Origin of the sequence: Streptomyces sp. NPDC050422 (assembly GCF_044458665.1) — a bacterium.
Taxonomy (GTDB): Bacteria; Actinomycetota; Actinomycetes; order Streptomycetales; family Streptomycetaceae; genus Streptomyces.
This window is the reverse complement of record NZ_JBITIE010000017.1, coordinates 209,512-229,785: the sequence shown is the minus strand read 5'-3', so window position 1 is coordinate 229,785 and position 20,274 is coordinate 209,512. Positions and strand designations below refer to the sequence as shown.

At 71.9% G+C, this 20,274-nt stretch carries 18 protein-coding genes; 11 read left to right on the top strand and 7 right to left on the bottom strand.

Going from position 1 to position 20,274, the window contains the following annotated elements; translation table 11 throughout:
- Positions 1-255 precede the first annotated feature (255 nt).
- A complete protein-coding gene (locus ACIBJG_RS26995; RefSeq protein ID WP_399311161.1) occupies positions 256-1,797 on the bottom strand; it encodes a class I adenylate-forming enzyme family protein in 1,542 nt (513 codons plus the stop codon).
- A gap of 144 nt (positions 1,798-1,941) precedes the next feature.
- On the opposite strand from ACIBJG_RS26995, the gene ACIBJG_RS26990 reads away from it, so the two are divergent.
- The 4 genes from ACIBJG_RS26990 to ACIBJG_RS26975 all read left to right on the top strand — a co-directional run bounded on the left by ACIBJG_RS26990 (position 1,942) and on the right by ACIBJG_RS26975 (position 6,268).
- Entirely contained in the window at positions 1,942-3,135 is a 1,194-nt protein-coding gene (locus ACIBJG_RS26990) for an amidohydrolase family protein (RefSeq protein WP_399311160.1), read from the top strand.
- A gap of 11 nt (positions 3,136-3,146) precedes the next feature.
- Positions 3,147-4,304 (top strand): acyl-CoA dehydrogenase, encoded by a 1,158-nt coding sequence (locus ACIBJG_RS26985; protein WP_399311158.1) that lies wholly within the window; start codon positions 3,147-3,149, stop codon positions 4,302-4,304.
- Between the two features lie 7 nt (positions 4,305-4,311).
- A complete protein-coding gene (locus tag ACIBJG_RS26980; RefSeq protein ID WP_399311156.1) occupies positions 4,312-5,298 on the top strand; it encodes an acyl-CoA dehydrogenase family protein in 987 nt (328 codons plus the stop codon).
- A gap of 451 nt (positions 5,299-5,749) precedes the next feature.
- Complete coding sequence (locus tag ACIBJG_RS26975) at positions 5,750-6,268, top strand: ATP-binding protein (protein WP_399311154.1); 519 nt, start codon at positions 5,750-5,752, stop codon at positions 6,266-6,268.
- A gap of 84 nt (positions 6,269-6,352) precedes the next feature.
- Here the strand turns inward: ACIBJG_RS26975 and ACIBJG_RS26970 are convergent, their stop codons facing one another.
- The gene (locus ACIBJG_RS26970) at positions 6,353-7,279 is read right to left on the bottom strand and encodes a cyclase family protein (protein WP_399311152.1); all 927 of its coding nucleotides are present in this window, start codon (positions 7,277-7,279) and stop codon (positions 6,353-6,355) included.
- Positions 7,280-7,362: 83 nt separating this feature from the next.
- Here ACIBJG_RS26970 and ACIBJG_RS26965 point away from each other — a divergent pair, with 83 nt between their 5' ends.
- The gene (locus ACIBJG_RS26965) at positions 7,363-8,280 is read left to right on the top strand and encodes an SDR family oxidoreductase (RefSeq protein ID WP_399311149.1); all 918 of its coding nucleotides are present in this window, start codon (positions 7,363-7,365) and stop codon (positions 8,278-8,280) included.
- Between the two features lie 519 nt (positions 8,281-8,799).
- The gene (locus tag ACIBJG_RS26960; RefSeq protein WP_399311147.1) at positions 8,800-9,849 is read left to right on the top strand and encodes a Zn-dependent alcohol dehydrogenase; all 1,050 of its coding nucleotides are present in this window, start codon (positions 8,800-8,802) and stop codon (positions 9,847-9,849) included.
- Here the strand turns inward: ACIBJG_RS26960 and ACIBJG_RS26955 are convergent.
- Complete coding sequence (locus tag ACIBJG_RS26955) at positions 9,846-10,904, bottom strand: GlxA family transcriptional regulator (protein ID WP_399311145.1); 1,059 nt, start codon at positions 10,902-10,904, stop codon at positions 9,846-9,848. The two genes, ACIBJG_RS26960 and ACIBJG_RS26955, sit on opposite strands and share 4 nt — an antisense overlap.
- A gap of 133 nt (positions 10,905-11,037) precedes the next feature.
- On the opposite strand from ACIBJG_RS26955, the gene ACIBJG_RS26950 reads away from it, so the two are divergent.
- Positions 11,038-12,261: an MFS transporter gene (locus tag ACIBJG_RS26950; protein ID WP_399311186.1), complete on the top strand. Its 1,224-nt coding sequence runs from the start codon at positions 11,038-11,040 to the stop codon at positions 12,259-12,261.
- The gene (locus ACIBJG_RS26945) at positions 12,258-12,671 is read left to right on the top strand and encodes a DUF2809 domain-containing protein (RefSeq protein WP_399311142.1); all 414 of its coding nucleotides are present in this window, start codon (positions 12,258-12,260) and stop codon (positions 12,669-12,671) included. The genes ACIBJG_RS26950 and ACIBJG_RS26945 overlap by 4 nt, the downstream gene beginning before the upstream one ends.
- Here the strand turns inward: ACIBJG_RS26945 and ACIBJG_RS26940 are convergent.
- Entirely contained in the window at positions 12,628-12,960 is a 333-nt protein-coding gene (locus tag ACIBJG_RS26940) for a hypothetical protein (RefSeq protein WP_399311140.1), read from the bottom strand. The two genes, ACIBJG_RS26945 and ACIBJG_RS26940, sit on opposite strands and share 44 nt — an antisense overlap.
- A 206-nt stretch (positions 12,961-13,166) precedes the next feature.
- On the opposite strand from ACIBJG_RS26940, the gene ACIBJG_RS26935 reads away from it, so the two are divergent.
- Complete coding sequence (locus ACIBJG_RS26935) at positions 13,167-14,486, top strand: MFS transporter (protein ID WP_399311138.1); 1,320 nt, start codon at positions 13,167-13,169, stop codon at positions 14,484-14,486.
- 5 nt (positions 14,487-14,491) lie between these two features.
- Here the strand turns inward: ACIBJG_RS26935 and ACIBJG_RS26930 are convergent, their stop codons facing one another.
- Positions 14,492-15,103 carry a flavin reductase family protein gene (locus ACIBJG_RS26930; RefSeq protein ID WP_399311136.1) on the bottom strand — a complete coding sequence of 204 codons (612 nt, stop codon included), beginning with the start codon at positions 15,101-15,103 and terminating at the stop codon, positions 14,492-14,494.
- Positions 15,104-15,369: 266 nt separating this feature from the next.
- Between ACIBJG_RS26930 and ACIBJG_RS26925 the strand changes: the two genes are divergently transcribed.
- Together ACIBJG_RS26925 and ACIBJG_RS26920 are read left to right on the top strand one after the other, a co-directional pair.
- Complete coding sequence (locus ACIBJG_RS26925; protein WP_399311134.1) at positions 15,370-16,272, top strand: hypothetical protein; 903 nt, start codon at positions 15,370-15,372, stop codon at positions 16,270-16,272.
- A 60-nt stretch (positions 16,273-16,332) separates the two neighbouring features.
- A complete protein-coding gene (locus ACIBJG_RS26920) occupies positions 16,333-16,896 on the top strand; it encodes a Uma2 family endonuclease (protein ID WP_399311131.1) in 564 nt (187 codons plus the stop codon).
- A 10-nt stretch (positions 16,897-16,906) separates the two neighbouring features.
- On the opposite strand, the gene ACIBJG_RS26915 is transcribed toward ACIBJG_RS26920, so the two are convergent.
- Positions 16,907-17,746 (bottom strand): enoyl-CoA hydratase/isomerase family protein, encoded by an 840-nt coding sequence (locus ACIBJG_RS26915; protein ID WP_399311129.1) that lies wholly within the window; start codon positions 17,744-17,746, stop codon positions 16,907-16,909.
- A gap of 163 nt (positions 17,747-17,909) precedes the next feature.
- Complete coding sequence (locus ACIBJG_RS26910; protein ID WP_399311128.1) at positions 17,910-20,138, bottom strand: acetate--CoA ligase family protein; 2,229 nt, start codon at positions 20,136-20,138, stop codon at positions 17,910-17,912.
- Positions 20,139-20,274: the final 136 nt, after the last annotated feature.

Below are 20,274 nucleotides of genomic sequence, written 5' to 3'. Positions count from 1 at the left end.
TGCACCATTCGTCCCACCGGCGTGCAGACGCGGGCGAGAGCGGGTGGGGGCGTGCAGGGGAGTCCCCGCAGAAAATGGCGTACGACCCGGGTACTTCTTCGTCGTCGGGTGAACACGCCATTTTTGAGGAGTCTCCCCGGAGGGCCCCCACCCCCACCCACCGGACAGAGGCGCACCGCACAACGCGGAGCACCCGCACACAAGCCTGTCCGGCGATTGAGGACGGAACCCCGCGCCCCGGACCGGGGCAACCGGTCACCCGCCGAAGCGCGCACGCAACTGGTACTTCAGGACCTTGCGGAGCGCCTCGTTGCGGGGCAGCGCGTCCACCAGTTCCAGCTGTTCCGGGAGCTTGTGGACCGACAGGCCCTCGCCGCGGAGGTACGCGGTCAGCTCGGGGAGGGCAAGCGCGGCGGCGCCGGGCGGCTGCTCCACCACCGCGCAGACCCGCTCGCCGCGCGACTCGTCCGGGAGGCCGATCACCGCCGCGTCGCCCACGTCGGGGTGACGGGCCAGGAGGTCCTCTATCTCCTTCGCGGAGATGTTCTCGCCCTTGCGGATGATGATGTCCTTCAGCCGCCCGGTGAGGACCAGGTGCCCGCTCGGACGGAGGTGCCCGACGTCGCCCGTGATGAGGAAGCCGTCCTCGTCGAAGGGGGCGGCGGCCGCGGCCAGGTAGCCCTGGCACACCGCCTCGCCCCGCAGACGCACCTCGCCGTCCGTCCCGTGCGGCACCCGCTTGCCGTCCTCGTCGGTGATCCGGATCTCCATGCCCTCGGGCGGGCGGCCCTCCGTCTCGGCGAGGTGCTCGGTCGTGTCGTCGGGGGCGCCCATCGTGATCATGGGGACCTCGGTCATGCCGTAGCCGTGGGTGAGCTGGACCCCCATCTCGCGTACCACCGCGTGGTAGAGCTCGGGGGGTTTGGGGGCGCCGCCGCCGGCCAGCAGCCGGAGAGTGGGAACGACCGGCCGGGCGGGATCCTTGCGCTGCTCGGCCAGGAACATGGAGTAGAACGCGGTGGAACCCCCCGCGACCGTCACCCCGTGGCGCCGGAAACCCGCAAGGGCGTCCGGCATCGCGAAGTGCTCGAACAGCACCGCGGGGAAGCCGTACAGGAGCAGCATCACCGAGTAGTCCGGCCCGGCGACATGGGCGAACGGGAAGGCCATCGAGCCGACGTCGTCCGACGACAGGTGCAGCGCGTGGGCGAGGCAGGAGCCTCCGGCGAGCAGGCTGCGGTCGGTGTGCAGGACGCCCTTGGGGTCGGATGTGGTGCCCGAGGTCCAGTAGATCCAGCGGACGGCCGTGCCGTCGGTGGGCGGAGGGGGCAGCACCGAAGGGTCGGCGTCGGGGAGGGTGTCGTACGCCTCGAAGACCTGGGGCGGGTGCGCGAGGTCCGCCGAGAGGCGGGCGGCCATCGCCGTGTGGTCGAAGCCGCGCCAGGTGCCCGGCACCGCGAAGAACTCCGCCTTGGACTCACGTAGCGCGAAGCCGACCTCGCGGTCGCGGTAGAAGGGGATGACGGGCGTCTGCACGGCTCCGATCCGGGCCAGTGCGAAGGACAGCAGCGCCGTCTCCAGCCGGGTCGGCAGCTGCCAGGCGACGACGGTGCCGGGGCGTACGCCCATGGCGTACAGGCCCGCCGCCACCCGCTCGGCGCGCGTGCGCAGATCGCCGAAGGTGAGTGTGCGGTCGTCCTGGATCAGGAAGGGCCTCTCCGGCGTCAGGGCGGCCCGGCGTTCGATGAGCTCCCAGAAGGTGCCCGATGCACCCAGGGCGTGTGCGGTCTCGTTCACGGCGAACCCCTCACAGCTGACGGGTAGTCAGATCGTGCGGAGAGCGTAGAGCGCTGCGCCTTGTCGGTCCAGGGGTGCGGGGCTAGCCTGTGGGCGACGTCAATCTGACGAGTCATCAGAAAAGCGTGCGCCGAAGGGGACACCATGACGGAACTGCCTCGGATCGTCAGCGTCGACGACCATGTGATCGAGCCGCCGCACCTCTTCTCCACCTGGCTGCCGGCCAAGTACCGCGAGCGCGGACCGCAGCCCCTGACCGCAGGCATCGGCGAGCTCGCGTACACCGGCGGCAAATACGTCATCACGATGGATCCGGACGGGCCGCCGACCGACTGGTGGATCTACGAGGACCTCAAGTTCCCGTACAAGCGGAACATCGCCGCCGTGGGGTTCGACCGTGACGACATGACGCTGGAGGGGATCACCCGGGCGGAGATGCGGCCCGGTTGCTGGGACCCCGTCGAGCGGCTGAAGGACATGGACCTCAACCATGTCGAGGCGAGCCTCTGCTTCCCCACCTTCCCGCGCTTCTGCGGGCAGACCTTCGCCGAGGCCCACGACAAGGAGGTCGCGCTCGCCTGTGTGCGTGCGTACAACGACTGGATGGTCGAGGAGTGGTGCGGGGACAGCGGCGGCCGGCTGATCCCGCTGTGCATCATCCCGCTCTGGGACATCGGCCTGGCCGTCGCGGAGATCAGGCGGAACGCGGCGCGCGGGGTGCGGGCGGTGACCTTCTCGGAGATCCCGACCCATCTGGGGCTGCCGTCGATCCACACGGGCTACTGGGACCCGTTCTTCGCCGTCTGCCAGGAGACCGGCACGGTCGTGAACATGCACATCGGGTCCAGCTCGCAGATGCCCGCCGCCTCGCCGGACGCCCCGCCCGCCGTCCAGGCCTCGCTCTCGTTCAACAACGCGATGGCCTCGATGATGGACTTCCTGTTCAGCGGGGTGCTGGTGAAGTTCCCGCAGCTCAAGCTCGCCTACAGCGAGGGCCAGATGGGGTGGATCCCTTACGCCCTGGAGCGCGCCGACGACGTCTGGGAGGAGCACCGGGCCTGGGGCGGGGTGCGCGATCTGATTCCTGAGCCGCCGTCGACGTACTACTACCGGCAGATGTTCTGCTGCTTCTTCCGCGACAAGCACGGTGTCGCCTCGCTCGATGTGGTGGGGCGTGACAACGCGACGTTCGAGACCGACTACCCGCACGTCGACTCGACCTTCCCGCACACCAAGGAGGTCGCGCTCGACCACGTCAAGGGACTGGACGACGAGACCGTCTACAAACTGATGCGCGGGAACGCGATCCGGATGCTCGGTCTCGACCTCGACAAGTAGGCGCGTGCGTCATGGACCTTGCGTACACGGAGGAAGAGGAAGCCTTCCGGGCGCGGCTGCGGGAGTGGCTGGGCTCGGTGCTCCCGGGGCTGCCCGGGAAGCCGGATCCCGGTGACTGGCCGGGGCGGCGGGCGTACGACGCCGGCTGGCAGCGGTTGTTGTACGACGCCGGCTATGCGGGCCTGCACTGGCCCGCCGATGCCGGTGGGCGGGGCGCCACCCCCACCCAGCACCTGATCTTCCTGGAGGAGACGGAGCGGGCCGGGGCGCCCTACGTCGGGGCGAACTTCGTCGGGCTGCTGCACGCCGGGCCCACCATCGCCGCCGAGGGGACGGGTGAGCAGCGGGCCCGCTGGCTGCCGCCGGTGCTGCGGGGTGAGGAGATGTGGTGCCAGGGATTCAGTGAGCCGGACGCGGGCTCCGACCTGGCCTCGCTGCGGACCCGGGCGGTGCGCGACGGCGACGACTACGTGGTGAGCGGGCAGAAGATCTGGACCTCGCACGCGGAGGTCGCCGACTGGTGCGAGCTGCTGGTGCGGACGGATTCGGAAGCGCCCAAGCATCGTGGGATCAGCTGGCTCGCCATGCGGATGGACGCCCCCGGTGTCACCGTGCGGCCGCTGCGCACGCTCGCCGGGTCGACGGAATTCGCCGAGATGTTCCTGGACGAGGTGCGGGTGCCCGTCTCGCACCGGGTCGGGGCGGAGAACGACGGCTGGCGGGTCACGATGGTCACGCTCTCCTTCGAGCGCGGAACGGCGTTCGTGGGGGAGGTCGTTGCCTGTCGCCGCACCCTGGACGCGCTGGCCGCCGAGGCCCGCAGGAGCGGGCGCTGGGACGACGCGGTGCTGCGCAGGAGGCTGGGCAGACTCAACGCCGAGTTCCGGGCGCTGTGGCGGCTCACCCAGTGGAACGTCAGCGAGGCGCAGGCCAGTGGGGGAGTCCCGGGGATCGGTGGCTCGGTCTTCAAGCTGCGGTACTCGCACGCCCGCCAGGAGCTGTACGAGGCGGCGGCCGAGGTGCTCGGGGCGGGGGACGACCTGGATCTGGACCGGGAGTGGGTGCTGGACCGGCTCTCCTCGCTCTCGTACACGATCGCGGCCGGTACCTCGCAGATCCAGCGGAACATCGTCGCCGAGCGGATTCTCGGCCTGCCGAAGGGGCGGTGAGCGGAGGGTGGACTTCCAGCTCTCGGAGGATCAGCGGTCGCTGCGGGCGGGGATGCGGGACCTGCTCGCCGGCCGGTTCGACAGGGACCGGATGCGGGCGGCGCACGAGCGGGGAGGGGGCGTGGACCGGGCGCTGTGGCGGGAGCTGGGCGGGGCGGGGTTCTTCGCGTTGCGGCTGCCGGAGACGGCCGGCGGGGTCGGGCTCGGCCTGCCCGAATCCGTACTTCTGTTCGAAGAGATCGGGAGGGCGCTGCTGCCCGGACCGCTGGCCGCCACCCAGCTGGCCGCGGGAGCGGTGAAGGGGGCGGCCGAAGGTGAGGCCGTGGTGGCCCTGGCGGAGGCGGGGCGGCCCGTGGGGCATCTGGGAGGGGCCGATGCGCTGCTGGTCCTGGACGGGGAAGGAGGGGTGAGGGTGGTGAGCGGTGGGCCGCTGCGGCGGCTGGTGCGTGAGGCCCGTCCCGTACGGTCGCTCGATCCGGGCACGCCTCTGTGGCGGGTGCCGGATCTGTCCGCGTACGAGGGTGAGGTGCTGCCGGACGGGGCGCGGCTGCGCTGCGAGGGGGCCCTGCTGGCCGCGGCGGAACAGCTCGGCAGCGCCGCGCGCAGCATGGAGGCGGCGGTCCAACACGCTGGGGAGCGGGAACAGTTCGGATCGCCGATCGGGGCGTTCCAGGCGGTCAAGCATCTGTGCGCCGGAATGCTGGTGCGGGCCGAGCCGGCCCGCAGCGCCGTCTACGCGGCGGCCGTGACGGCGGACCCGGTGGAGGCCGCCGGTGCCAAGCTCCTCGCCGACGAGGCCGCTGTCGACAACGCCCGCGACTGCCTCCAGGTGCACGGCGGCATGGGCTTCACCTGGGAGGCGGATGTCCATCTGCGTCTCAAGCGGGCCTGGCTGCGGGCCGGGCAGTGGCTGACGGCGGCGGACGCGGAGGAGGCGCTGGCGGCCGATCTGGCCCGAGCCCGGGACGGGCGGGTGCCCGGCGCACGCATGTGACGGGACGAACCCCTGAGGTTCACGCTGCGGAGTGACGCAGTGCAGTCGGTGCGTCCCGATACCGGCTTGTGTCCTTTGCGTAATTCGTCACGGGCCGGAGTCGGCGCCCGGCTCGGGTACGCTCCGTTGGATGCGAGTGTTTCTGGAACCTGGCGATCCGGATGTGGCCTGTGCGGCTGCTCCGGTCCGCGAGAGGTGCCCTGCTCGTGATCCACACAGAAGCGCCGGGCCTGCCGGGGAAGCGATTCCCGGGGCTGCGATGCGCCTCTGTTCGACTTCCCGCAGCGCGCGTCGCACAGTATGCACCACGCGTACTCCTTCGCGTTGGAATATGCCCGAAGCGCTTGTTGCGGTGACTGTACGTCAACCATGCTGTCTCGTAAGGGAATCACGTTCCGTGACCCTGAGGAGGCGCGAGGCGATGTGTCCGCCGGTTCGGATGGTGTGAGCGGTGCAGGTGCTTCAGGTTCAGTTGGAGGTCGGGCCCGACCCCGCGGAGGTCGGACGGGCCCGCAGATGGGCGCGTTCGAGGCTCGTCGGGTCCGGGATAGGAGACGACGAGCCACTGGCCGAGACTCTCATCCTGCTGATCTCGGAACTCGTCACGAACGCGGTCGTGCACACCGGCTGTCCGGCCGTGCTGCGCATGCTGTTCGGCTCGACGGGCGCCCCGGGCAACGCCGGGACCGTCCGGGTCGAGGTGGCCGACACCAGTTGCCGCCCGCCGCAGCAGCGGCACGCGCAGGGGGAGGACACCGGCGGCCGCGGCCTTGAGCTGGTCGACGGCCTGGCCGACCGCTGGGGCTGGCAGCCGGAGGGCGCGGGCAAGCGCATCTGGTGTGAGGTCGACCGCGGCATCCCGCTGATCCAGGTGCAGCTGCAGTCCGGTCCCTCCGAGCGCGACGGCGCGGACGGGTGCGGCGGGGGCGCCGCGTACGAGGCCACTCACGCAGCCACTCATCGCGCCTAGGGCCTGTCTGGCGTTCCCCCGCGGCGTCGCGGCGTCCGGCACCGCCGTCGGCCGCGCATCGGGCCTCCGGCGCGCGGCCACCGCTCAGAGGATCGCGACCGGGGCGACCGGCGTGCCCGTGGCGCCGACGAACGGCTCCGGCATGGCGGAGAGCAGGAAGGCGTGGCGCCCCGCGTCCGCACAGGCTGTGGACAAGCCCTCCAGGTTCCAGTTCTGGCCCTGGAGCATGCCCATCTCGACCAGATCGAGTGCGTGCACCCCCAGCCAAAGGTCCTCGATCTCGGGCGGGAAGATCTCGAAGGTCAGCGTGTCATTGGCGACCGCGGCCACGTCCCGGGCCCGGAACCACTCCGGCGTCCGGATCGACAACCCCGGTGACGGATACCCGTAGGCGTTCTTGTCCCCGGAGAGATACACCTGCACCTGTCCCGTCCGTACGAGGACGATGTCCCCGGACCGGACCCTGACCCCGGCCAGCTCCTCGGCCGCCTCCAGATCCTCCGGGGTGACCGCGTGACCGCCCGGCAGCCGGTCCACTCCGTGGGCGCGGGCCACGTCGAGGAGGACCCCGCGCGAGACGATGTGCGGCGCCTTGTCGATGCCGCTGAACTGCGCGCCGCCGTGGGCGGTGATCGTCGCGGCCGGGCGGCCGTTGTAGATCTTCCCCGAGTGGGAGGCGTGGGTGAGCGCGTCCCAGTGCGTGGCGGCCTGAAGGCCCAGGACTGCGGTGTCGTCGCTGGTCGCTACGGTGCCGGGGCCGAAGATCTCCTGGTTGATCTGGACCATGGTGTGCAGCGGATTGACCCGCCCCGGGATCAGCCCGCTCTGCACGCCGTCCTGCTGGAGCGGCAGCGCGAGCGGGATGCGCAGGCCGCTGCGGACGGTGGCCGCGGCCTCCCGTACGACCTCGTCGGTGATGAGGTTGAGCGTCCCGATCTCGTCGTCTGCGCCCCATCGACCCCAGTTGTTCACGCGCTTGGCGAGGTCGTGGAACTCGTCCGGCAAAGACATGGCGCCTCCTGGGGCTTGTGCCGGTGGACCTGATGACCCATAGAATCTAACGGTCCGTCAGAAACCGCGGGAAGGGGCCGGGCATGGGGAACTTCTTGGCAGGCAAGGTCGTGGCCGTGACGGGTGCCGGTCGCGGCATCGGGCGGGCCGTCGCGCTCGCCGCGGCGGCGGAGGGGGCGAAGGTCGTCGTCAACGACTACGGCGTCTCCATCGAGGGGGGTGAACCCGCCAGCGAGATAGCCGAGTCCGTCGTCAAGGAGATCGTGGCGGCAGGCGGCGAAGCGGTCGCGGTGGCGGACGACATCTCCACCATGGCCGGAGGGCAGCGGGTCGTGGACACCGCGCTCGCGCAGTTCGGCCGGATCGACGGCGTCGTCTGCGTGGCCGGGATCCTGCGCGAACGCATGCTGTTCAACATGTCCGAGGCGGAGTGGGACCCCGTGGTCGCCACCCACCTCAAGGGCACGTTCACCGTCTTCCGCGCGGCGTCGGCGGTGATGCGCAAGCAGGAGGGCGCCGGCACGCTCATCGGGTTCACCAGCGGTAACCATCAGGGCAGCGTCGCCCAGGCGAACTACAGCGCGGCGAAGGGCGGCATCATCTCGCTGGTCCGCAGCGCGGCGCTCGGTCTCCACAAGTACGGGGTCACGGCGAACGCGGTCGCTCCGGTGGCGCGCACCCGGATGTCCGCGAACGTCCCCATGGAGCTCAAGGAGATCGGCGAACCGGAGGATGTGGCGGCGCTCGTCGTCTACCTGCTCAGCGAGCGGGCCCGTGCGGAGAAGATCACCGGGCAGGTGTACACGATCGCGGGCCCGAAGATCGCGGTCTGGGCCCAGCCGAGGGAACTGCGCGCGGGGTACGCGGAGGGGGCGGCGTGGACCCCGGAACGGATCGCGGACTTCCTGCCGGGGACGGTGGGCACGGACCCGATGCCGATGCTGGCGAGGCTGGAGGAGATGGCGGCGGCGGCGAAGGCCGCGACGCGGCCGAACGCGTAGCCGGGTGCGCCTTCGCGCCCCGGGGGCGCTCCTGCGGTGCGGGAGGCGCACATTCAGCCCTGCGGGGGCAAGCGCTGAGGGGGTGGGCGCACATTCAGCCTTGCGGGGGTGGGCCCTGCGGGGAGGGAGGCGAAAATCAAGCCCCTCCGGCGATTGAGGAGCGGGGGTGCGGGGGCGGAGCCCCCGGTTGCCGGACGCGCGGCCGCGTTGCGGGGGGGGGGGCCCCGGGCCCCCGGGGGGGGGCGGGCCCGGGGGGGGGGGGGGGGGGGCGGGGGCCCGCGCGGGGCGGCGCCCCCCCCCCCCCCCCCCCCCCCCCCCCCCCCCCCCCCCCCCCCCCCCCCCCCCCCCCCCCCCCCCCCCCCCCCCCCCCCCCGGTTGCCGGACGCGCGGCCGCGTTGCCGGGGCGCTGCCCCGGGCCCCGCTCCTCAATCGCCGGAGGGGCTTGAATCAGGGCCCCGGGTCCCGGGGGACAGGGAACACCACCGCCGAGCGCGTGCTCGGCCTACCGAGGGAGCCGAGATGAGAGGCGTCGTCTTCGACGGCAAACGGACCGAGGTCGTCGACGACCTGGAGATACGCGACCCCGGCCCCGGCGAGGTGCTGGTGGCCGTGGCCGCGGCCGGACTCTGCCACAGCGATCTGTCGGTGATCGACGGAACGATCCCGTTCCCGCTTCCGGTCGTGCTCGGCCACGAGGGCGCGGGCGTGGTCGAGGCGGTCGGCGCCGGCGTCAGCCATGTCGCGCCGGGCGACCACGTGTCCCTGTCCACGCTGGCCAGCTGCGGCGCCTGCGCACAGTGCGACCGGGGAAGGCCCACGATGTGCCGCAAGGCGATCGGCATGCCGGGGCAGCCGTTCTCGCGCGGCGGGAAGCCGTTGTACCAGTTCGCGTCCAACTCGGCGTTCGCCGAGCGGACCCTGGTCAAGGCGGTGCAGGCGGTCAAGATCCCCGCCGATCTGCCCCTGACCTCGGCCGCCCTGATCGGCTGCGGGGTGCTGACGGGAGTCGGAGCCGTACTGAACAGGGCCAAGGTCGACCGCGGTGAGAGCGTCGTCGTCATCGGCACCGGCGGCATCGGGCTCAACGTGATCCAGGGCGCACGGATCGCCGGTGCGCTGACCATCGTCGCGATCGACTCCAACCCGGACAAGGAGGCCGTGGCCCGGCAGTTCGGCGCCACGCACTTCCTCACCTCGGCCGATGGGGTCAAGGAAATCCTGCCGCACGGCGCCGACCACGCCTTCGAGTGCGTGGGCCGCACCGAGCTGATCCGTACCGCGATCGACCTGCTGGACCGGCACGGTCAGGCGATCCTGCTGGGTGTGCCGGCGGCGACGGCCGAGGCGTCGTTCCTCGTCTCGTCGATGTACCTGGACAAGTCGATCCTGGGCTGCCGCTACGGCTCCTCGCGCCCGCAGCGCGACATCGCCCTGTACGCCGACCTGTACCGGGAGGGCCGACTGCTGCTGGACGAACTCGTCACCGAGACCTACCCGGTGGAGGACTTCGCCAAGGCGGCGGACGACGCGCACCACGGGCGGGTGGCCCGGGGGGTGCTGGTCTTCTAGGGCGTGTTTCGAAAGCAGCGCCGTCCGCCCGGCAGGCGGGACTTTCGAAACACCTGGGGCCGGCCCAGCGCCCCGGCCGCCGTCGACCGGAACGTCCGCCGGTACATCGTCGGCGACACCCCCAGCGCCGCCTGCAGATGCTGCCGGAGGGAGGTGGGGGTGCCGAAGCCGGCGTCCCGCGCGATCCGGTCGACCGAAAGGTCCGTGGACTCCAGCAGCCGGCGGGCCAGCTCCACCCGCTGCTGGGTCAGCCACTGGACGGGGCTGATCCCGACCTCCTCGCGGAACCGCCGGGTGAACGTCCGCACGCTCATCGACTCCTGCTGCGCCATGTCGCGCAGCAGGATCGGTGACTCCAGCCGGCCGAGCGCCCAGGCGCGGGCGGAGGTCGTGGCCGAGACCCCCGGGTCGGGGACCGGGCGCTGGATGTACTGGGCCTGGCCGCCGTCGCGGTGCGGCGGTACGACCGTGCGCCGGGCGACGTCGTTGGCGACGGCGGTGCCGTGGTCGCGGCGCACCATGTGCAGGCAGAGGTCGATGCCGGCGGCGACCCCGGCGGACGTCAGGACGTCCCCGTCGTCGATGAACAGGACGTCGGGGTCGACCCGGACGGCGGGGAACAGCTGCTGGAAGTGGTCGGCGGAGGACCAATGGGTGGTGGCCGGGCGGCCGTCGAGGTATCCGGCCGCGGCGAGGACGTAGCTGCCGGTGCAGATGGACACCATCCGGGTGCCCGGCCTGATGTGCGCGAACGCGGCGGTGAGTTCGTCGGTCAGCCGGCCCTCGGTGTACACGGGGCCGAGTTCGTAGCTGGCCGGGATCACCACGGTGTCGGCTGTCGCGAGGGCCTCCGGACCGTTCTCCACGGTGATCGTGAAGTCCGCGTCGGTGCTGACCGGGCCCGGGGGACGGATGGAGCAGGTCACGACTTCGTACAGTTTCCGGCCCCGGTTCAACGGCTCGGAACCGAGTGAACGGCCGAAGATCCTTTGGGGGATGCCCAGTTCGAAGGGGAGCACCCCGTCGAGGGCGAGAACGGCGACCCGGTGCGGCACGGTACGGGCTCCCTTCGCACTAGCTGGTGTAGACCATAAGCTGATACATGTCCTCGGTGTGAAGGAAAAGTCAGCAGACCCCGCGGGCATTCCCGCCGCGGGCCACGAAGGCGCTGGGCACGACGCGCCGCCCCTGCCGCCGTTGCCGTGCACGCCCCTCGGACCGGACCGGCTCTGGAACCGTAACTTCCGGCTCTTCTTCGTTGCCCGGACCGCGGCGCTCTTCGGCGACGGAATGATCCCGGTGGCGCTCACCGCGGGGCTGCTCGGTGCCGGGCGGCCGCACTCCTCGGTGGGGTTCGCGCTGGCTGCCTGGATGGGCCCGCTGGCACTGTTCGTCCTCTTCGGCGGCGTCCTGGCGGATCGTTTCACCCCGCGCCGGATGATGATCATCGCCGACGCGCTGCGGCTGATCGGAGCCTCGGTGCTCGCGGTCTGCTTCGCCACCGGCAATCCGCCGCTGTGGGCGGTGTACGCGCTGAGCGCGGTGGCCGGTGTGGGGGCGGCGCTCTTCCAGCCGGGGGTCGCGTCGACCACGCCGCGGGTGGCGACGGACGTGCAGCGCGGCAACGCGGTGCTGCGGGTCTCCGAGGCCCTGATGACCATGGCGGGCCCGGCGTTCGCGGGCGTGCTCGTCGGGCTGGCGAGCGCCGGGGCGGTCTACGCGGCGAACGCGACGACGTTCCTCGTCTCCGGTATCTGCTTGTTCCTGCTGAGGCTCGCACCCGCTCCGTCGGACGAGGCGCCGCGCGGGACGTTCGTCGCCGAACTGGCCGACGGCTGGCGCGAGTTCACTGCGCGCAGCTGGTTGTGGGGGGTCATAGCGATCTGGACGGTGTACGGCTTCTCCGTACTCGGCCCGATGCTCCCGCTGACCGCCGTCGAGGTCACCGAGGCGCACGGCTCGGGGACGTACGGCGCGATGATGGCGGTGAACGGCGCGGGCAGCGTCCTCGGCGGCCTGCTGGCCCTGCGGCTGCGGCCGCGCCGCCCGCTGACGGCGGGGGCCGTCGCCCTGACCGGGGTGTGCGTGAACCTGGTGGCGCTGGGGCTCGGGTTGCCGGTGTTCGCGCTGGGGGCCGGGCAGTTCGTGGCGGGTGCGGCGTTCGCGTTCTGGCTGGTGATGTGGTCGACGACCGTTCAGACGCACGTGCCCCCGGAGGCGCTGAACCGGCTGCACGCGTACGACGTGGCCGGCTCGCTGCTGATGCTGGCGGCGGGCCGCGCGCTGGCGGGCCCGGTCGCGGACCGGGTGGGCGCCCCGGAGGTGCTGCTCGCCGGTGCGGTGATCAACATGCTGGCGGTGGGCGTGCTGCTGGCGGCCCGGCCGATCCGGCGGCTGGAGCGGATCGGGTGAGCGGGCGAAGTGTTCTCCGGGTCCGTGGCGTTGCGGCGGGGGCGGCCGTGCTGACCGTCGCGGCCGGGCTCGGGGTGCGTACCGTGGCGGACGGCGCTGTCGCCAAGTACGCGGGCGACGCGCTCTACACGGTTCTGGTCTGCGCCCTCGTCGCGCTGTGCGCACCCCGTGCCCGGCCGCTCGTCGTGGCCGGCGCGGGGCTGGGGATCAGCTGGGCGGTGGAGTTCCTCCAGCTCACCGGCGTACCTGCCGAACTGTCCGAACGCAGCGCGGTGGCACGGCTGGTGCTCGGCTCGACGTTCAACGCACCCGACCTGTTCTGGTACGCGGTGGGGGCGGCGGCCGCCTGGGCGGCGCACGCGGCGGCTACTTCGCGCGCGCCCGTTCCTCGGACTGCTGCATCTCGATGACGCGGAGGACGTGTGCGCTGGTCTGACGGCGCACACTGCCCGCGACGAGCAGCGCCGAGCCGGCCACCGAGAGGGGCGCGGAGACGGCCAGCAGGATCAGCTGCTTGGGCATGGTGCTGTCCAGCTCGCAGACCGACGACGCGCGGAAGCAGTACAACGAGTCGTCCTGGTCCCACATCAGGAAGCCCAGCCATACCCACAACACGCAGGCGACGAGCAGCAGAACGGCGCCCCAGCCCTGCATCAGTGCGGACCTGTGGTGGAAGTGCTGGCGTTCGACCCACTGCATGTGTATCCCCCGGGACGTGGACGAAGCGGCGTGGACGCGTACGCACGCGTCGCTGTGTGGTGCACCCGGCCGCCGATCGACGCAGATCGTACGCGCATCCGGGCCGGGGGCTTCCGGCCGATGGCCGGGGGGGTGGCCCGATCTCTGCGAACAGTGACCTTCGGGCCACTCGTGGGAGGGGTCGCGGAGGCCGGATGCTGGCCGGCGTGACCCAGACAACCGAACCCGCCGCCCGCGACGACAGCTCGAGGACCGGCCACGAGGCACCCCGGCCGCGGCGCATTCACCGCGCCTGGATCGTCGCCGCCGTCGCGTTCGTGACGATCATCGGCGGCGCCGCCTTCAACGCCTTGCCCGGGCTGCTCATCGACCCGCTCCACGAGGACTTCGGGTGGTCGCGCGGGGAGATCGGGCTGGCCGTCTCGATCGACATGGCGCTGTACGGGCTCACTGCGCCGTTCGCCGCGGCGCTGATGGACCGGTTCGGCATCCGGCGGGTCGTGGTCGTCGCCCTCAGCACCGTTGCGGCCGGAGCGCTGGCCAGTGTCTGGATGACCGCGGCCTGGCAGCTGATGATCTATTGGGGGCTGCTCGTCGGCCTCGGTACCGGCGCGATGGCGATGTCGTTCTCCGCGACGGTCACCAACCGCTGGTTCGTCGCCCGCCGGGGCCTGGTCACCGGCGTCCTCACCGCCGCCGGTGCCTCGGGGCAGCTGGTCTTCCTGCCGCTGTGCGCCTGGATCGTCGACCGGCACGGCTGGGAGCCCGCCTCGGTGACCGTCGCGCTGGCCGCCCTGGTCGTCATCCCGTTCGTCTGGCTCCTGATGCACGACCACCCGGCCGACGTGGGGCTCGCCCCGTACGGCGGGGAGTACGTGGTCAAGCCGGCGCCCGCGCGCGGGGCGGCGAGGCGCACCGTGCGCGTCCTGCTCGACGCGGCGCGCACCGGACCGTTCTGGCTGCTGGCCGGGTCGTTCGCGATCTGCGGGGCCTCCACCAACGGTCTGATCCGCACCCACTTCGTGCCCTCGGCGCACGACCACCACATGCCCATCACCGCGGCGGCCTCACTGCTCGCCGTCATCGGGATCTTCGACATCATCGGCACGGTCTTCTCCGGCTGGCTCACCGACCGCTTCGACGCCCGCCGCCTGCTGGCCGTCTACTACGCGCTGCGCGGGATCTCGCTGCTGTTCCTGCCGCTCCTGATGCACCCCACCGTGGAGCCGCCGATGGTCTTCTTCATCGTGTTCTACGGACTCGACTGGGTCGCCACCGTCCCGCCGACCCTGGCCCTGTGCCGGGAGCAGTACGGCGAGGACAGCGCGATCGTCTTCGGCTGGGTCCTCGCCTCCCACCAGGTGGGCGCGGCGCTGGTGGCGTTCCTGGGCGGGGTGGCGCGCGACCACTTCGGCTCGTACGACGTGGTCTGGTACACGGCGGGGGCGCTGTGCGCGATGGCGGCCCTGATGGCGCTGATGATCCGCCGGGTGAAGGGACTGCCCGCGGACGCCGCCGTGAGGTGAGACGGTCAGCTGCTGAAGTGCCCGAACACCCCTCGGTGGAAGAGCAGCGGCCCGGGCCCGTCTCCTTCCGCCGCCCCCAGCGCCTCCACCCGGCCGACGACGATCAGATGGTCGCCGCCGGTGTGGACGGCCTGGATGCGGCAGTCGACCCAGGCGGGCACGTCGCGCAGCAGGGGCGAACCGGTCGTGGGCGCGGGCGAATACGCCACCCCCGCGAACTTGTCGGCCCCGCTCACCGCGAAGCCCCGGCACAGCGCGCCCTGGTCCGCGCCCAGGATGTTGACGCAGAAGGCCCCGGCGCGGGCGATGCGGGGCCAGGTCGTCGACGTACGGGCGACCATGAACGTGACCAGCGGTGGGTCGAGGGAGAGCGAGGCGAACGACTGGCAGGCGAAGCCCGCCGGGCCGGCCGGGTCGTCCGGATCATGTGCCGTGACGACGGTTACCCCGCTGGCGAAGTGCCCCAGCACCCGGCGGAACTCGCCCCGGTCGAGCGGCAGCCGCTCGTCGTCGGCGACGGCCCGCAGGGCCGGGCGCGGCAGTGGATCGACCGGCACCGGACCGGTGGCCGTCGGAGCGCCGACGGACCGGAGGTAGCGGACGGCGGTTGCGGCCATGCCTGCGTGTCCCATCACGCCTCCCATTGGAGCTGACGAAGCGTCAGATCGGAAGGGGTGGGGCGCAGTCGTTTGGTGTACGGAGCGGGAGCGGCGCCATGGGGCCGGTGCGCGTCGAGGTCGGCCCCACCTGCTGTGGGTGGCTGCGTGTGGGAGAGGATGCACGCCGGAGGGGGCACATGAGGATGGATGCTGGGCAGGACTCGCTGGACTCGCTGGACTCAGGAGGTGTTCGGAACTCGCAGGGGGCGCCAGGTGGTGCCGAGGTGACCGCCGGTCCGCCGGAAGTGTGGACCGGGCCTTCGATTCTGGCGGGTGCGGGCGCACTGTTCGTGGGGGTGGTGCTCGGCGTCGAGGCCAATGGGTTCGTGGAACTTGCCGATCAGGCGCCTGTGCCGTCGGACGGGCCCGGAGCGGCCCTGCTCCTTCTGCCGTTCCTGACGTGTTTCGGTGTCCCCTTCGCGCTGTTGGCGAGTCTTCTGGGGGTGCTCCCCACGGTGTCCACCGCCCGCTGGGCGAGTGGCCGCCTCACCGGACGGGACGTCTGGTGGTGGGTTCCGGCCGTCGCCGTGGTCCTGGTGGGTGCGGGGGTGGCGGCCTTCGGCATCACCCGACGCCCGGAGCCCGGCCCATTGGTCCTCGGCTGGCTCTCGGGCACGGCGCTGCTCACGGGGGCCGCTCTCCTGGCGCGCGATGCCGCGCTGCACGGTGGCCGGCTCCGTCGCATCCTCGGGTACGGCGCGCTCTCCACCGTGGCTGTGTTCGGCATCGGTGCGGCTCTGTACGCCACCGGACTGGTCACCGAGTACCGCCCGCCGAAGGTGGATGCCGCTGAGCTCGCCGGTACCTGGACCGATGGGCGGGGCGGCACGCTGACGCTGGCTGCCGACGGAACGGCGCGCGCCGAAGCGCTCACGGACCATGATGCCGATACCGGTGTGGGGCCGGTGCCGGAACCCGGGAAGCACCGCTGTACGGGGGAAGGGACGTGGTCCTACGATCCCGGTGACTCCACCACGTGGCAACAGAGCGTGCAGCTGTTCATCAAGGGCTGCCCCTTCGGGGGCGGCATCGAGGGGTTGCGGATCAGCGGAACGGCGGAACGGCCCGAACTGAACTGGGAGTACGGCGACATCGACTCACCGGACTGGTACACGCTCACCCGGTAACGCCACAACGCGACAGCTACTCTGGGTGATCGGAGGTGGTGGCGTGAGAGGAGACGTGAGATGACCAGCGCACCCGACTACGGGCAGGGCATCGACTCCGAACGCGCCCTGAAGTTCGCCGTGCAGCGCATCCGTGGATACCGTGTCCAGATCGTCGAGGGGATCATCGAGCCCGTGTCGCCGACCTGGGACCACGAACGCGCCGTCCGAGTAGTCCGCCGCCGGATCGAGGACCGTGTCGACGAACTCGGGTGCGTGGAGGGCTCGGGGAACCTGGACCTGCCCGGCTCGTCGAACTGGTACGTACCCGACATCGCCGTCGTACCCGAGGCGCTCGCCAAGGGCGGCGGGGCGCTGCTCCCAGACCAGACGCTCCTCGTCGTGGACGTCCTGTCCGAGCCGAACGCGGAGACCGACCGGGTCGTGAAGCGGCGCCGGTACGCCGAGTACCGGGCCCCGCTGTACCTCCTGGTCGACCGGATCGAAGGCAGCGTGACCCTGTTCTCCGAGCCCGGCGATCTCGGCTACACCCACGTGGACGGCCCGCACCCGTTCGGTACGGTGTTGCGGCTGCCGGACCCGTTCGACCTGGACCTGGACACGAGTGGGCTGTCACCCGCGTAGCACGGCCCCCTCACACCCCCCGGTACTTCGGCACCCGCCGCTCCACGAAGCCGGCCACGCCCTCATTGGCGTCCTGCGTCGTCATGTTGATCTCCTGAGCCATGGCCTCAGCGGCGAACGCCGTGGCCCGGTCCGCGTCCAGCGACGCGTTCACCAGCTGCTTCGTGAGCGCGATCGCGCGGGTCGGCCCATCAGCCAGCCGCTGGGCCCAGGCCCGTGCCGTCGCCGCCAGCTCCTCGTCCGGAACGACCCGGTTCACCAGGCCCAGGCGTTCCGCGTCCGCCGCCGGGAGCGAGTCGCCGAAGAACATCAGCTCCTTCGCGCGTTGCGGGCCGATCAGGCGCGGCAGCAGGTACGCCCCGCCGCCGTCCGGTACGAGCCCGCGGCGCACGAACACCTCGATGAACTTCGCCGACTCCGCCGCCAGCACCAGGTCGCAGGCGAACGCGAGGTGCGCGCCGATACCGGCCGCCGTGCCGTTGACCGCAGCGAGGACGGGCTTCTCGCAGTCCAGGACCGCCGCGATCAGGCGCTGCGCGCCGAGCCGGATCGTGCGGGCCACGTCGCCCGGCACCCGGTCGCCGGTGGCGGGGGCGCCGCGCAGGTCGGCGCCCGCGCAGAAGCCGCGGCCGGTGGCGGTGAGGACCACGGCCCGGATGCCGGGGTCGGCGGAGGCCTCGGCGAGCAGGGCGATGATGCGTTCGCGCTGGTCCCAGGTGACGGCGTTCATCGCCTCGGGACGGTTGAGGGTGATCCGGGAGACGCCGTTGTCAGTGGCGTGGAGTATCAATGATTCAGGCGATCCGGACGGGTCGCCGTGGTCAGTGGTGTCTTCGGGGGAGGACGGCATGAGGCAGCTCCTGAGCAGGTGGAAGGCGAACGGGAATCCGGCCCGTCCGGCGATTGAGGACGGAACCCCGCGCTCCGGTCCGGGCCGGCCTGCCGAGGGGCCCGAGCCCCGGGCCGGGGCGGGCAGGCGGCCCCTTCGGTGGGCGCGGCTACGGGGTGGCAGGTCAGCGGCAGACCGCCAGCGCGTCCAGGGCCACCGCGCCCTGTCCGCGGCCCAGCACCATCAGCGGGTTGATGTCGAGTTCGACGAGGTCGTCGCCGAGTTCCAGGGCCATGCGCTGCACCCGCAGGACGACCTCGACGAGGGCGTCCACGTCCACCGGCGGGCCGCCCCGCACCCCTTCCAGCAGCGCCCGGCCGCGCAGTTCGCCGAGCATCGCCCGCGCCTGGTCCTCGCCGAACGGCGGCACCCGCACCGCCGCATCGTGCAGCACCTCGACGAGTACGCCACCGAGGCCGACCGTCACCGTCGGCCCGAACAGGGCGTCCTGCGTGACGCCGACCATCATCTCGACGCCCCGCTCCACCATCTGGCAGACCAGGATCCCGTCCAGATCGACGTCCTCGTAGCGTGCGATGTCGGTGAGTTCGCGATAGGCGTCCCGCACCTGGCTGGCCGAGGTGAGGCCGACCTTGACCAGGCCCAGTTCCGTCTTGTGGGCGAGTCGCGCGCCGGACGCCTTCATGACGACGGGGTAGCCGACGAGCCCGGCCGCCCGGACGGCCGCCGCGGCGCTGGTCACCAACTGCTCACGGGGCACCCGGATTCCGTATGCGCGCAGCAGCTGCTTCGCCGCGTGCTCGCTCAGCTGGTGGCCCGGGCGCATCAGGGCCTGCGCCTTGCGGAAGGAGGGCGACGGGGTGCGCGGCGCCTCGTCGAACGGGGAGCGGTAGGAGGCCGCGAACCGGTGGTGGTCCAGGTAGGCCTTCACCGCGGTGATGCAGTTGCCGAACGTACGGAAGGTGGCGACGCGCGAGGAGCCGAGCAGGGTGGTGCGGTAGGCGTCCTCGGTGCCGACCGGCGATCCCCAGATCACGCACACCAGCTTGTCCGTGGCCTCCGCCGCGTCCACCAGGTCCTGCGCGAGTTTGTCGCTCATCGGCGGGAAGGGGCCGGTGATCGGACAGATCAGCACCCCCACCTCCGGGTCGGCGAGGATCGCGTCGATGATTTTCCGGCCGCGCCAGTCGCCGACCGGGTGGCCGCCGTTGTCGACCGGGTTCGCCACGTTCAGGTAGCCGGGGATCCAGGTGTGCAGCTCGGCCTGCTTCTCCTCGGACAGGACGGGGAGGGAGAGACCCGCGCCGGTCGCCAGGTCCGAGAAGTGCGCGCCCGTGCCGCCCGAGATCGAATACACCACGACGCCGTCGGCCAGCGGCTTGCGGGCCCGGGCGAGGAGGGCGGCGGTGTCCTGGAGTTCGTCGAGGCCGTCCACCCGGATCACGCCGAACTGCCGCATCGCCGCGTCGACGACCTGGTCGGCGCCGGTCAGCTTGCCCGTGTGTGACGCGGCCATCCTGGCCCCCGTCTCCGTGCGCCCGACCTTCACCGCCACCACCGGGACACCGGCCCGTGCGGCCCGGTCCGCGGCGAGCAGGAAGGAGCGCCCGTCCTTGAGCCCTTCGACGTAGCAGGCGATGGCCCCGACCTCGGGGCGCTGGGAGAAGTACGCGATGAAGTCGGCGGTCTCCAGATCCGCCTCGTTGCCCGTGGGAGCCCAGTGCGAGAGCCGCACGCCGAGCTCCTGGAGCGTGTAGACGGGGCGCCCCTGGTGGCCGGACTGGGTGATCAGCGCGATCGCCGGCCCGTCCAGGTCGTCGCGGAACTCCTCGAAGGCGTTCAGGTTGGTGTTGGGGCCGAGCAGCCGGAGCCCCGACCGTTCCACGGCGGCGGCCAGCCGGGCCTGCGCGGCGGCGCCCTCCGCACCGGTCTCCGCGAAGCCGGAGGCGAAGGCGACGGCGAACTTCACCTTGGCCTGTGCGAGTTCCTCGATCACGGGGAGGGGGTCGCTGACCAGCAGTACCGCCAGGTCGACCTGTTCCGGCAGATCGGCGACGGAGGGAGCGCAGGCCCGGCCGAAGACGGACTCGCGCGTGGGGTGCACCGGATACAGCCGCGCCCCGACCCGCTCGGACCAGGCGATCAGCTGACGGGTGATCCCGGTGTTGGGTCGTCCTTCGGTGTCGGAGGCGCCGATGACGGCGACGGACTCCGGCCGGAAGAACCGGTCCAGGTCCGGCACGGGCGCGTGCAGCGGGCGGCCGCTGACGTCGAGGTCGCCCTCCGCGGCGGCGGCCGCCATGCTGTGGACGGCGGCATGCGGTTCCTCGCCGCAGGCCACCACCCTGGCGCGGAAGTCGGTGGTGAGGGTGCCGTGAGTCGATCCAAGCATCGTTCCGCCCACTCCTGCTCGAAAGTCCGTCGGCACGCGCGGTGCCCGGCACAAAACTGACGCTCTGTCAGGTTACTGAACTGACGGCCCGTCAGGAATGGTTGTGCAGGGAAAGGTTGAGAGCGGTGGTCCGGGA

Bases quoted from the DNA above. Each gene is read 5' to 3' on its own strand.
- ACIBJG_RS26985 (WP_399311158.1), top strand. From the start codon at position 3,147: ATGGACCTTGCGTACACGGAGGAAGAGGAAGCCTTCCGGGCGCGGCTG.
- ACIBJG_RS26965 (WP_399311149.1), top strand. From the start codon at position 7,363: ATGGGGAACTTCTTGGCAGGCAAGGTCGTGGCCGTGACGGGTGCCGGT.
- ACIBJG_RS26920 (WP_399311131.1), top strand. From the start codon at position 16,333: ATGACCAGCGCACCCGACTACGGGCAGGGCATCGACTCCGAACGCGCC.
- ACIBJG_RS26915 (WP_399311129.1), bottom strand. From the start codon at position 17,746: ATGCCGTCCTCCCCCGAAGACACCACTGACCACGGCGACCCGTCCGGA.
- ACIBJG_RS26960 (WP_399311147.1), top strand. From the start codon at position 8,800: ATGAGAGGCGTCGTCTTCGACGGCAAACGGACCGAGGTCGTCGACGAC.
- ACIBJG_RS26930 (WP_399311136.1), bottom strand. From the start codon at position 15,103: ATGGCCGCAACCGCCGTCCGCTACCTCCGGTCCGTCGGCGCTCCGACG.
- ACIBJG_RS26940 (WP_399311140.1), bottom strand. From the start codon at position 12,960: ATGCAGTGGGTCGAACGCCAGCACTTCCACCACAGGTCCGCACTGATG.
- ACIBJG_RS26910 (WP_399311128.1), bottom strand. From the start codon at position 20,138: ATGCTTGGATCGACTCACGGCACCCTCACCACCGACTTCCGCGCCAGG.
- ACIBJG_RS26990 (WP_399311160.1), top strand. From the start codon at position 1,942: ATGACGGAACTGCCTCGGATCGTCAGCGTCGACGACCATGTGATCGAG.
- ACIBJG_RS26970 (WP_399311152.1), bottom strand. From the start codon at position 7,279: ATGTCTTTGCCGGACGAGTTCCACGACCTCGCCAAGCGCGTGAACAAC.